Raw genomic sequence first — 13,192 nt, 5'->3', positions numbered from 1 at the left:
AAGTTGAACCGCTAAATTCTAGCATTTCTAACTGGAGAAATGATTGATATATCATAACCAGAAAACAACTTAATATAATAATTTATGGTTGAACCATAATCATCAGCAACATCAAAAGCACCATTTGAACGTAAATATTTTTTTACGTTTCCAGGACCCGCTAAATGAGCTGCCGCTATAATTCCAGACTCCGTTACTTGAGCGTTTCTTATTTTTAAACCAGAGAATCTTTTAATATCTCTTCTTAAAATCCATTTATTACGAGCTATGTTCGCCATAAATACTCTCTCTTGGAGCATTGGATTTGATAAAAAATAATCTGGGTTATACACCCCAACTAACTCAAGAGTCCCAACTCCAAACTGATATTTCCCCAAATACCCTAAAGAGTTTATTACTCCGTATTTACCCTGCGACTCTTTAAAAGCAACAGCTTCTCTAAATCCTATATATGAACTTCCTATATAAGGAGGCAACAAAATAGTTTTCATTTTCGTTATAGCGATTTCGTTTTTGGGAAACGAAACCAAAGTAGGTTCTTTTACTTTTAGCGAGCTTGGCACCCTATTATTTGTAGGCGTTTTTAACCCAAAACTTGCTAAAATTAAGATCATGATAAGGGGACAACTTACGTTTATCCACTTCCTCATAAATTAAATTTCTTAAGACTTACTGGTCTAAAAAATCGACCTGCTTAAATTCGCGGGGCAAATATACCACCATTTCAAGGATACAAACGCTAGAAAAATCTTAAAATGTGCCTTATTTTAGATAAAATACCGTTAAAATCGGCTTAAACGCCTATCTTTTAATCTTTTGACTATTAATCCATCGGATGTACTGCTCCTTATTTCGGTTGTGTTGCGAAAGTGTTTTTGCAAATTTATGGTATCCAAAATTCTCAACATTTGCTACAAAATAATAGTAATCATGCTTCTCTGAATTTAAAACCGCATCTACAGCAGAAATATCGGGCATAGCAATTGGACCCGGAGGCAAACCAGCATATTTATAGGTGTTATAAGGAGAATCTAATTCTAAATCTCTATATAAAACTCTTTTAATTATTTGATTAAAATCACCTGTATGTAGTTTTATCGCGTAGATAACCGTAGGGTCAGCCTGTAATAAAATGTTTTTTCTCAATCTATTTAAATAAACACCAGCTACTCTTGGTCGTTCATCGACTTTAGCAGTTTCTTTATGTACAACAGAAGCTAAGGTAACAACCTCTACCGGTGTTAAATTAAGCCTTTTAGCTTTTACCAAACGCTCTTCATTCCAGAAACGATGGTATTCTTTAAGCATTTTACTTCTAAATGCTGTCGCTGATGTATTCCAATAAAAATTATAACTATTAGGTATGTACATCGCCAATTTAGTCTGTTCGGTAAATCCGTTTTCTTTTAAAAAATCAGAATCATTGAAAGCACTTATTAATGATAAACTATCTGCCTCTATTTGAGTAGCAACTCTACCCGCTAAATCAGCTAATGTCTCTTGATTATTAAAAGCTAACTTAACTTCAAGCCCCCTAAGTCTTAAAACATTAACCAATTCATGATTATTCATTCCTTTTTTAATAACATACTTACCTCCTCTTACATTTGACGCATAACCTTTTCGTTTAGCCGCAGCTTCAAATGTTTCAACATCATCTAACAAAGGCTCTAAAAGCACTTTAACATCTTCTATATTAGAGTCTGAAGGTATATACACAAAAGCTTCTTCATTATTAAACGATGTATTTGGTGTAAAAAAAGCATCATAAACTTTATATGCAAATATGCCGCATATTACTAAACCAATAGCCACAACAGCTAAAACAATCTTTTTAAGCATTAATTAAATATTTTTTGATAAAGAATCTCATTTTTAAATTTTCCATCGGAAGCAATCCAATCTTTTTTTATTCCCACTTGCTCAAAACCTAACTTTTCAAACAAATGAATACTAGCCTTATTATCTTCTAGAATATTACAATATAGCTGATGCATTTCTAAAGTTACTCTTGAGTACCCGCAAAGCAATTCTAAAGCTTCTGCTCCAAAACCTAGGTTTCTACTTTGTTGTGATGCTATAATAATGCCTATACCCGCTCTACGGTTTTTAGGATCAAAATCAAACAAATCAATTAAACCAACCACAGTATCATCAATGGCACATATACATAAACGCAATTGCTTTACGTCATAAATATCTCTATGCGCATTATCTAAATACAACTGTAGGACTTGTTTTGAATAAGGGGTTGTAGTTCCACTAATTTCCCAAACATCAGTGTTGTTTTCTATTTTATACAGAAAGTTTAAATCACTAAGCTCTAAAGCCCTTAAATAAATATGTTCGCCTTTGAGACTAAACATCTATTTCACCTTTAAAAACAAATTTAGCAGGGCCAATTAGGTGCACATTTGTATATTTTTCATCAACCACATCAAATTTAACCTTTAGATGACCACCAGGTGCACTAATTTTAATTTCATTATCAGCAGTTTTTCCTGTTTTATGCATAGCAATAGCAACTGCTGTAACACCCGTACCACATGACAAAGTTTCATCTTCTACTCCTCTTTCGTAGGTTCTAACCTTAAAAACTTTATCAGCCGTAGGCTCCACAAAATTTATGTTACTCCCCTTTTCACCATAAATACCATACCTAAGTTTAGCACCTTCAGTTTTTACTGCATAATCATCAATATTCGCTACTAATTGCACATGATGAGGAGAACCTGTATCTAAAAAAGTAGCATTAGGTTTAATTTTAACTTCATCAACATCTGTCATTTGAAGACTAACAACATCATCACTAATAGTTGCATAATGTAAACCATCAACAGCATTAAAAGTAGCTTTATCTTCTACGACGTTTAAATGTGCCGCAAAAGCAACCAAACAGCGCCCACCATTACCACACATCGTGCTTTGGTTACCATCCGAATTATAATAAACCATTTTAAAATCCATTCCTGGCTCATCTTCTAATAGTATCAAACCGTCAGCACCTATGCCAAATTTACGGTCACATAAAAAAGCTACCAGTTTGGTATTATCTTTGTTAAATATACCTTGACGATTATCAATCATTACAAAATCGTTACCAGTACCTTGAAATTTATAAAAAGTAAGTTTCATTTCTTATCGTTATACAACAAAGGTAGTATTTTATTAAGGGAAAATTAGCAGTTAAAAAGACGTTAAACACAAAAATGGTTGCTTCAAAACTGTTAATTTTACAATGTTAAAGTTAAAAATGTAAACAGATTATGAAAAAATTTGCGAATTTATTATTGGTTTCTGTGTTTGCCGGGGCAATTACATTAGGAGCTTACAAAATGTTTTTTGAACAAAAATCATACGTATTTACTGAAAATTCTGATATTCCTTTTGCTCCTGTAAGTTATACACCTACTTCTGCTAAAGGAGCAGGCATAAATGAAGTGGATTTTACTTCTGCAGCAGAAACTACTGTGAATGCTGTAGTCCACGTAAAAAACCTTAGTATTAATACAGGTCCTAAAAATATAATGGAATTTTTTTATGGTTATGAGACCGATACAAAACCTAAAGTAAGAGGCGCGGGTTCTGGCGTTATTATTTCTCCTGATGGATATATAGTTACCAATAACCATGTTATTGATGGTGCAACAAAACTGCAGGTTACATTAAATAATAATTTAACTTACGATGCTTCACTAATAGGTACAGATCCAAATACTGATATTGCACTTATAAAAATTGATGCAGAAAATAATTTACCATATTTAGCATTTGGTGATTCTGACAATGCTAAAATTGGTGAATGGGTATTAGCCGTTGGTAATCCTTTTAATTTAACTTCAACAGTTACAGCGGGTATTGTTAGTGCGAAAGCAAGATCTTTAGGAAGAATTGACCAGTCATTTATACAAACAGATGCTGCTGTAAACCCAGGAAATAGTGGTGGCGCTTTAGTAAACACTAATGGTGACTTAATTGGTATTAATACTGCAATCACCTCACAAACTGGTTCTTATGTTGGGTATTCTTTTGCGGTACCAAGTAATATTGCTAAAAAAGTAATAGACGATATTTTAGAATATGGTAATGTTCAAAAAGGAATACTAGGTATTAAAGCAGTTCGTTTAGATACGCCTTACGCTATTGAAAAAGGTATTAATAATATTGATGGAGTTTACGTTGATGATGTTACTGAAGACTCTGGTGCTTTTGATGCAGGAATAGCTTCTGGAGATGTAATTAAAAAACTAGACGAAATAGACGTACACAAATACCCAGATTTAACGGGCTACTTATCTACAAAAAGACCAGGTGACACTTTGAACGTAAATGTTTTGAGAAATGATGAAGCTTTAGATTTTACCGTAATCTTAAAAGAAAGACAGACAATTGTACTTCCTATTATGGATTTAGAAGTTAAAAACTTAAATGATAAAGACCGTAAGGAATTTAAAACAAAAAAAGGAGTAAAAATAATTGGTGTTTCTGAAAGATACCAAGGTTATGGTTTAGATGGTAAAATTCTACTTTCAGTAGGTGATGAAGAAATTAATGATATAAAAGACGCAAAAGTATTATTTGGCCGTATATCTAAATATCATAGCACAAGTATTACAATGTTGAATAAAAAAGGAGAAAAAGAACGTATAATTCTCCAATAAAACAACAACATATAAATTAATAAAGTGCTCCTAATTAGGAGCACTTTACATATAAAATAAAATTATGCCTACGTTACAAAACAAAATATCAGTTATAAGAAGTTATAGGAATTTAGTATTTTTTTTTCCTATATGATATTTATAAAGTAGTTTTGCAAACCTCTAATTTTTTTTGAATTCAACCTTTAATAAATTTTTAAGAACTTAATACTATATGAAAAAAATAAAGTTATTACTCATTGCTTTTGCCCTATTGTCTGTTAACCTACAATTTGCACAAGAAACTGAAGACGATACAGACATAGATGCTACATTAGAATCTGGCCCAATTATAGGGCAGTTTGAATATTTAGCTAAAAAATCTGGTAACTACAGAGCAAAAGGAGTACACTACGAAGTTGTAAAAGTTACAAGCCTTAATAAATTAAAGCAAAACGTTGCAGATACTCTTGATTTAATCAACAAAAAAACTGTTGAACTTAAAAATACTATTGTTGAAAATGAGAAGAATATCAATACTCTTAATGAAAAGTTAAACACAACATCTAATAATTTGGTTTCAGTAACTGAAGAAAAAGATAGTATGTCTTTCTTTGGTATTTTAGTTGCAAAAGCAACATACAACGTAATTCTATGGACAGTAATTGGTGTTTTATTATTAATGCTATTATTCTTTATCTATAAATTTAGAAATAGTAATATTTTGACTCAAGAAGCTAAAACAAATCTATCTGAATTAGAGGTTGAATATGAAAACCACAGAAGAAAAGCTTTAGAGAGAGAACAAAAAATTAGCAGACAATATCAAGACGAAATAAATAGAAATAAAAAGGCTAAATAATTTTAGCCTTTTTCAACACCTAAATCAAACATGCGGATTGATATTATTACCGTACTTCCTGAACTTTTAAAAAGTCCGTTTGAAGCAAGTATACTTAAAAGAGCAATTGAAAAAGATATTGTTGAAGTACACATGCACAACTTACGTGATTATACAAAAATGAGTTACAATCAAATTGATGATTATCAATTTGGTGGTGGTGCTGGTATGGTAATGATGATTGAACCTATTGACAAATGTATCTCTTCATTAAAAGCAGACCGTGATTATGATGAAGTTATTTACATGAGTCCTGATGGCGAAACATTAAATCAAAAAATTGCCAACGGAATGTCTCTTTTAAATAATATTATTATTTTGTGCGGGCATTATAAAGGTGTTGACCAAAGAGTTCGTGATGCCTACATTACACGTGAAATCTCTATCGGAGATTATGTTTTATCGGGTGGTGAATTAGGTGCTGCTGTACTTTGTGACACAATTATTAGGTTAATTCCTGGAGTTTTAAACAATGAAACTTCAGCTTTAACGGATACTTTTCAAGATAATTTACTTGCTCCGCCTGTTTACACTAGGCCTTCTGAATATAAAGGAATGAAAGTTCCTGATATTCTATTAAGTGGTAATTTTCCTAAAATTGAAAAATGGCGTGAAGATAAAGCTCAAGAACGCACTGAAAAGCTTAGACCAGATTTACTTAAATAGAGCATTAAAATCACCCTAAACTTCTTTTATCTAAATAAAAAAGATATCTATTCTAATTCTCAATTATTTAACGTCAATAAATAATTGAAAAAATATTAATATTTTATTGCTTTTTATTTTATATTAACTACTTTTGCAATCCATTAAATTAACCTCTGACGATAATCGTGAATGTTGATTTATAACAAACTGTAAATCATAAAGATGGAATCATTATTAAAATTTGTTGAAGACGAATTTGTAACTAAAAAAGAATTTCCAAAGTTTTCAGCAGGTGATACAATCACTGTTTATTACGAAATTAAGGAAGGTGAAAAAACACGTACTCAGTTTTTTAGAGGTGTTGTTATTCAAAGAAGAGGTTCTGGATCATCAGAAACTTTCACTATTAGAAAAATGTCTGGTACAATTGGTGTAGAGCGTATCTTCCCTATTAACATGCCTGCATTACAAAAAGTAGAAGTTAACAAAAGAGGTAAAGTTAGAAGATCTCGTATCTTTTACTTTAGAGGTCTTACTGGTAAAAAAGCAAGAATTAAAGAAATTCGTTCTTAAGTTCAAAACTTATACATATGAAAACCCGCTATACGCGGGTTTTTTTATACCCTATATTTAAGCATGACTTAAAAAATATTTGGAGCTAATTAAATAATTTTATATATTTAAAGTATAAATAGACGCAAAAGCAATCAATGGTTGCCGTTTTGCAAAATATGCAAAACATTAAATTTGCAAGCTATTTCTAAAAAAGCCATATCAATGCTAAAAGCAATTGATATGGCTTTTATCGTTACAACAAATCACAACAATCTTAACAAATTTTATCACAATATATTTGTTATTAGTTCATTAAAAAAAAACTATAAAATCGTATATTTGTTATGGTTAATACACATAAAAAAATCAAAAAATAATGCCTAAAATAATTTACACAAAGACGGATGAAGCTCCTGCTTTAGCAACTCAGTCATTTTTACCAATAGTTAAAGCATTTACAAAAACCTGTGGCATAGATATTGAAACCAAGGACATATCGCTTGCAGGAAGAATTATAGCTACGTTTCCAGACTTTTTAAATGAAGATCAACGTATTGCTGATGATTTATTAGAATTAGGTGAATTAGCCAAGAACCCTGAAGCAAACATTATCAAATTACCAAATATTAGTGCTTCAATACCTCAATTAAAAGAAGCTATCGCTGAATTACAAAGTAAAGGTTATGCTTTACCTAATTACCCAGACGAACCAAAAGACGACAAAGAAAAAGAGATTAAGTCACGTTACGATAAAATTAAAGGTAGTGCTGTAAATCCTGTTCTTAGAGAAGGTAACTCTGACCGTAGAGCTCCAAGAGCTGTAAAAAATTATGCAAAGAAAAACCCTCACTCAATGGGAGCTTGGAGTTCAGACTCTAAAACTCATGTAGCTACTATGGGTGAAAATGATTTTAAATCAAATGAAAAATCACTAACACTTTCTGACGCAACAAGTGTAAATATAGAATTCACTTCTAAAGATGGTGCTAAAACTGTATTAAAAGAAAACCTTAGCTTACTTAGTGGTGAGATTATAGATGCTACTGTTTTAAGAAAAGATGCTTTATTAGCTTTCTTAAAAGAACAAGTTAAAGATGCTAAAGATAAAGGTGTGTTATTTTCTGTTCACATGAAAGCAACAATGATGAAGGTTTCTGACCCTATTATTTTCGGTCATGTTGTGGAAGCATATTTCTCTGATGTTTTTGAAAAGTATTCGCAAACGTTTGATGAATTAGGTGTAAGCCCTAATAACGGACTTGAAAGTTTATTAAATAAACTAAAAGAATTACCTGAGGCTAAGCATAAAGAGATTTTAAAAGCAATTGAAGAAGCTATTGCTAATGGTCCAGATTTAGCTATGGTTAATTCTGACAAAGGAATAACTAACTTACACGTACCTAGTGATATAATTATTGATGCTTCTATGCCAGCAATGATTAGAAATTCAGGTAAAATGTGGAATTCAGAAGGTAATGCTCAAGACACAAAAGCTGTAATACCTGATAGTAGCTATGCAGGTATTTACCAAGCAACTATTGATTTTTGTAAAAAACATGGCGCTTTTGACCCTACTACAATGGGTACTGTACCTAATGTAGGTCTTATGGCTCAAAAGGCTGAAGAATATGGTTCTCACGATAAAACTTTTGAAATGACATCTGCTGGTGTTGTTAATGTAATTGATATTAAAAGTGGTGAAGCATTAATTTCTCATGATGTTGAAGAAGGTGATATCTGGAGAATGTGTCAGGTTAAAGATGCTCCTATTCAAGACTGGGTAAAACTTGCTGTTTCAAGAGCTAAAGCAACTAACGATACTACTATTTTTTGGTTAGACGAAAACAGAGCTCACGATGCTGAATTAATTAAGAAAGTAAATGCTTATTTACCTAGTTATGACACTGAAGGTTTAGATATTAGAATTCTTTCTCCTGAAAAAGCTACTGAGGTTACTTTAGAGCGTATTACAAAAGGTGAAGATACTATTTCTGTTTCTGGTAATGTTTTACGTGATTACCTAACCGATTTATTTCCAATTTTAGAAGTTGGTACTAGTGCAAAAATGCTTTCTATTGTTCCTTTAATGAACGGTGGTGGATTATTTGAAACTGGTGCTGGTGGTTCTGCTCCTAAACATGTTGAACAATTTATTGAAGAAGGCCACTTAAGATGGGATTCATTAGGTGAATTTTTAGCTTTAGGGGTTTCTCTTGAACATTTTGGTGAAAAATATGGAAATAAAGAAGCTAAAATTTTGGCTGATGCACTTGATGCAGCAACTGAAAAATTCTTAGACAATGACAAATCTCCATCAAGAAAAGTTGGTGAATTAGATAACAGAGGTAGTCATTTCTATTTAACTTTATTCTGGGCTGAACAACTTGCTTTACAAGATGATAGTGCTGAATTAAAAGCTATTTTCTCTCCAATTTACACTAAATTGTCTGAATCTGAAGCTAAAATTGTTACGGAATTAAATGATGCTCAAGGTCAAAAAGTTGAAATTGAAGGTTATTACAAAGGAAATGATACTCTTATCGCAAAAGCAATGCGTCCAAGTGAATCATTCAATTCAATATTAGCTAGTATTTAAAATATTAGATATTTAAATTTTACAAACGCAGTCTTTATTCTAGTATAAAGACTGCGTTTTTTATTAACACATTAAAAGTTAAATAAATCTGAAATTCTAGTATTTTTACAAAAAAGAATACTAATGAAATTGCTTCTGAATTTTCTCATCTTATTTTTTTGTGCTACCCCAATTTTTATATTAGCACAAGAAAAATACACTATTAACGGTGTAATTAGTGAAAGCTCAAGTAATGAAACGTTAATAGGAGTTTCAATTGCCGTACCAGAGTTAGCAACTGGTGTTACTACAAATGAGTATGGGTTTTATTCTATAACACTACCAAAAGGCGACTACAATATTATAATTAGTTATATAGGCTTTAAAAGTGTTAGTAATAAAGTAAATTTAATAAGTAACAAAACACTTAATATTCAATTAAATGAAGAGGCTGAACAACTCACAGAAATTGTTTTAGTTGAAGATGTTGAAAAAACAAACATCAGAACACCACAAATGAGTGTCAACAATTTATCAGCAGGTACTATAAAAAAAATTCCAGTTGTTTTAGGCGAAGCCGATGTTCTTAAAGCTATACTATTATTACCTGGTGTTAGCAATGCTGGCGAAGGTTCTTCAGGGTTTAATGTTCGTGGTGGTGCCGCTGATCAAAATTTAATTCTACTAGACGAAGCTACTATTTTTAACTCTTCACACTTATTTGGTTTTTTCTCAGTATTTAATCCTGATGCTATTAAGGATATTAAACTATACAAAGGTGGTATTCCATCAAAATACGGTGGTAGACTTTCTTCAGTATTAGAAATTTTTCAAAAAGAAGGTAATAGTAAAGAATTTAAAGCTAAAGGAGGTATTGGTTTAGTAGCCAGTAGATTATTATTAGAAGGACCAATTAAAAAAAACAAATCTGCCTTTTTAGTTGGAGGAAGATCATCATATGCACATTTATTTCTTCCTTTATTTGACAATGACAATAAAGCTTATTTCTACGATTTAAATGCCAAATTAAATTTTAAACTAAACGATAATAATAATATTTACTTTTCCGGATATTTCGGAAGAGACGTTTTTAATATAAGTGATAGTTTCGTTAATACATATGGTAACTCTGTCGGGAATTTTAGATGGAATCATTTGTTTTCTGATAAATTATTCTCCAATCTTTCTCTTATATATTCAGATTACTATTACGGTTTAGAATTAGATTTTGTTGGTTTTGAATGGAATTCAGGAATTCAAAATTTTAATATTAAATATGATCTTAAGCATTACGTAAACAATAATTTACAAATCAATTATGGTTTAAATAACATGTATTATCAATTTAACCCAGGCAAGATTAGTCCCAATAGTGATGATTCTGGTATAATTGAAGAACAGTTAATTAAAAAATATGCGAATGAATTTGCTACATATATTGATATTGAACATGATCTCACCAACAAATTAAGCCTTCAATATGGCTTAAGACTAAGTAATTTTATTAGACTTGGTCAAAGTGAAATAAATGTTTACGAAAATGACAATCCTGTCCTATTTAATACTTCAACTTTAACATATGAAGAAGCCGAACCCATTTCGGTAAGCAATCCTAGTAGAAATACACAATTAGCAAATTTTACCAATTTTGAACCAAGATTTTCAATGTCTTATAGTTTTGATAACGACAACTCGATAAAAGCTAGCTATACAAGACTTTCTCAATACTTGCATTTACTTTCTAATACAAGCTCACCTACTCCCCTAGATGTCTGGACTCCAAGCGGATCTTTTATAAAGCCACAACTTTTAGATCATTATGCTTTGGGTTATTTTAAAAGTTTTAAATATGGAAAATACACACTGGAAACTGAGTCATTTTATAAAAGCATTCAAAACAGAATAGATTATATAGATGGTGCCAATCTAATAGCTAATAATGCCATAGAACAAGTAATTTTAAACGGACAAGCGAGGGCATATGGTTTAGAACTTCTTTTTAAAAAAAATAACGGCAAATTCCAAGGTTGGTTGGCGTATACATTATCAAAATCTGAACAAATAACACCTGGAAGAAACAATACAGAAACAGGAATAAATTTCGGTCAATGGTATAATACACCATATGACAAAACTCATGATATTTCATTGTACGCTAATTATGATTTAAATGAAAAGTGGAGTATAAACGGAAATTTCATTTTCCAAACCGGTCAACCAACCAATTATCCTATTGGTCAATTTGAATTTCAAGGTTTAACAGTACCTTATTATAGCTTAAGAAATTCAGAAAGATTACCAAGTTATAATAGACTAGATATCTCTGCTACATTAAAACCTGAAAAAAATAAAAATAGAAAGTTACAGAGTGAATGGGTATTCAGCATATATAACATATACAATAGAAAAAATGCGGCTTCTATAACATTTGAAAGAAACGTTGAAACTGGTAATAATGAAGCTCTAAAAACATCTATTTTTGGAATACTACCATCTGTAACCTATAATTTTAAATTTTAATTATCATGAAAAAGTCATTATTGATAATTCCCATTATATTAAGTTTAATAAGTTGTCAAGAAGTTATTGATGTCGATTTAACTAATGATGTAGAAAGACTGGTAGTTGATGCATTGATACGCGTAAATGAAAATCAAACATCAACTAATGTTATAATTAAGACTAGCTTATCAAGTTCTTACTTTGACTCTAATATACCTATAACTGTTGAGAGTTTGATATTAAACAATAATGAAACAGACACAAATATTATATTATCAGAACAAGAAACTGGAACCTATTCAAACACACTTGAAACAGATTTTTTAACACAAGGAGAGTTGACACTAACAATTGTATATAATAATGAAGTATATAGCGCAACTACTAATTACGTACAAACAGTACCTTTTAATAGTATAGAACAAGGTAATTCAACACTTTTAGAAGAAGATGAAACAGAAGTTGTAATATCATACACAGATAAGCCTGATGAAATAAATTATTATTTATTTGATTTTGATTTTAATGAATACCTTGTTTCAGAAGATGAGTTTTATCAAGGAGAAACATTTGAGTTTTCTTATTTTTATGATTCAGAATTGTCCGTTGGAGAATCTGCAACAATAAGTATACTTGGTGTAGATAGTCAATTTTACAATTATATATCTCAATTGATATCACTAACAGGAGGTAATCAAGGACCATTCCAAGCGCCAACCAGCACCACGAGAGGCAACATTGTAAATAGAACCACAGATAATTTAGAAGAAGATTATCCTCTTGGTTATTTTGCTATTTGTCAAATATATTCACAAACAGTAACAATTGAATAAACGTATTTAAAATGCATACCAACAAAGAACTATTAGCAAAAGGAATAAAAAGATTAGGATTAACAGTTCTGCTAATGTTTTTAGCCCCTTTTACAATTTACGAAGCATTTAAAAACGAAACCCATCCTTGGTACCTTCCTGTATTGATTATAGGTTTATTGCTAGCTATCACAGCAATTGTAATGGCTTTCTACAGCATAAAGACAATTATGGATAGTTTATTTAACAAAAAATAATACCCATATCTCCAAGCGGAACGATATAGCTATATCAGCCTTTAGTTTATCTAGCTTCGGTATTGTACTTTTTGATTTGAGTCACGTTAATAAGTCGTTGCTTTTACATGAATCGCAACCTGTAGATGGTATCATTGGTGCAGATGTGCTTAAAAAAGGTAAAGCTATTATTAACTACAACTCACAAACCCTCTATCTAAAACCTAAAAAAAAGAAAAGCAAGTAGATTTTAATAATATCATCTACTTCGTTAAAATAACCTATCACCATTCTAATTGAGCTATTATAGATTCTATAGAACA

12 protein-coding genes are annotated in these 13,192 nt (G+C 31.0%); 8 read left to right on the top strand and 4 right to left on the bottom strand.

Translation table 11 applies throughout. From position 1 onward, the window contains the following. Positions 1 to 11: 11 nt before the first annotated feature. From KO500_RS06180 to dapF, 4 genes are all read right to left on the bottom strand, one after another. The gene (locus KO500_RS06180) at positions 12 to 491 is read right to left on the bottom strand and encodes a hypothetical protein (RefSeq protein ID WP_354668435.1); all 480 of its coding nucleotides are present in this window, start codon (positions 489 to 491) and stop codon (positions 12 to 14) included. A gap of 310 nt (positions 492 to 801) precedes the next feature. Beyond that, entirely contained in the window at positions 802 to 1,842 is a 1,041-nt protein-coding gene (gene mltG / locus KO500_RS06175; RefSeq protein ID WP_215955649.1) for an endolytic transglycosylase MltG, read from the bottom strand. Further along, positions 1,842 to 2,366 (bottom strand): GNAT family N-acetyltransferase, encoded by a 525-nt coding sequence (locus KO500_RS06170; RefSeq protein WP_215955648.1) that lies wholly within the window; start codon positions 2,364 to 2,366, stop codon positions 1,842 to 1,844. Before KO500_RS06170 ends, mltG begins: the two co-directional genes overlap by 1 nt. Further along, entirely contained in the window at positions 2,359 to 3,135 is a 777-nt protein-coding gene (gene dapF / locus KO500_RS06165; protein ID WP_215955647.1) for a diaminopimelate epimerase, read from the bottom strand. Before dapF ends, KO500_RS06170 begins: the two co-directional genes overlap by 8 nt. Before the next feature lie 131 nt (positions 3,136 to 3,266). Between dapF and KO500_RS06160 the strand changes: the two genes are divergently transcribed. The 8 genes from KO500_RS06160 to KO500_RS06125 all read left to right on the top strand — a co-directional run bounded on the left by KO500_RS06160 (position 3,267) and on the right by KO500_RS06125 (position 12,890). Next, complete coding sequence (locus KO500_RS06160) at positions 3,267 to 4,661, top strand: S1C family serine protease (protein WP_215955646.1); 1,395 nt, start codon at positions 3,267 to 3,269, stop codon at positions 4,659 to 4,661. 214 nt (positions 4,662 to 4,875) lie between these two features. Continuing rightward, positions 4,876 to 5,502, top strand: coding sequence for a tRNA (guanine-N1)-methyltransferase (locus KO500_RS06155; RefSeq protein ID WP_215955645.1), 627 nt, complete (start codon positions 4,876 to 4,878; stop codon positions 5,500 to 5,502). 30 nt (positions 5,503 to 5,532) lie between these two features. Next, positions 5,533 to 6,207, top strand: coding sequence for a tRNA (guanosine(37)-N1)-methyltransferase TrmD (gene trmD / locus KO500_RS06150; protein ID WP_215955644.1), 675 nt, complete (start codon positions 5,533 to 5,535; stop codon positions 6,205 to 6,207). A gap of 204 nt (positions 6,208 to 6,411) precedes the next feature. Continuing rightward, entirely contained in the window at positions 6,412 to 6,762 is a 351-nt protein-coding gene (gene rplS, locus KO500_RS06145) for a 50S ribosomal protein L19 (protein ID WP_215955643.1), read from the top strand. Positions 6,763 to 7,120: 358 nt separating this feature from the next. Next, positions 7,121 to 9,340 carry an NADP-dependent isocitrate dehydrogenase gene (locus KO500_RS06140; protein ID WP_215955642.1) on the top strand — a complete coding sequence of 740 codons (2,220 nt, stop codon included), beginning with the start codon at positions 7,121 to 7,123 and terminating at the stop codon, positions 9,338 to 9,340. Between the two features lie 123 nt (positions 9,341 to 9,463). Further along, complete coding sequence (locus KO500_RS06135; RefSeq protein WP_215955641.1) at positions 9,464 to 11,839, top strand: TonB-dependent receptor; 2,376 nt, start codon at positions 9,464 to 9,466, stop codon at positions 11,837 to 11,839. A gap of 5 nt (positions 11,840 to 11,844) precedes the next feature. Continuing rightward, positions 11,845 to 12,654: a DUF4249 domain-containing protein gene (locus tag KO500_RS06130; protein ID WP_215955640.1), complete on the top strand. Its 810-nt coding sequence runs from the start codon at positions 11,845 to 11,847 to the stop codon at positions 12,652 to 12,654. Between the two features lie 11 nt (positions 12,655 to 12,665). Beyond that, positions 12,666 to 12,890: a DUF6095 family protein gene (locus tag KO500_RS06125; RefSeq protein ID WP_215955639.1), complete on the top strand. Its 225-nt coding sequence runs from the start codon at positions 12,666 to 12,668 to the stop codon at positions 12,888 to 12,890. Positions 12,891 to 13,192: the final 302 nt, after the last annotated feature.

Origin of the sequence: Cellulophaga baltica, assembly GCF_018861125.1 — a bacterium.
GTDB classification, from domain to species: Bacteria; Bacteroidota; Bacteroidia; order Flavobacteriales; family Flavobacteriaceae; genus Cellulophaga; species Cellulophaga baltica_A.
This window is presented reverse-complemented; position numbering and strand designations above follow the sequence as displayed.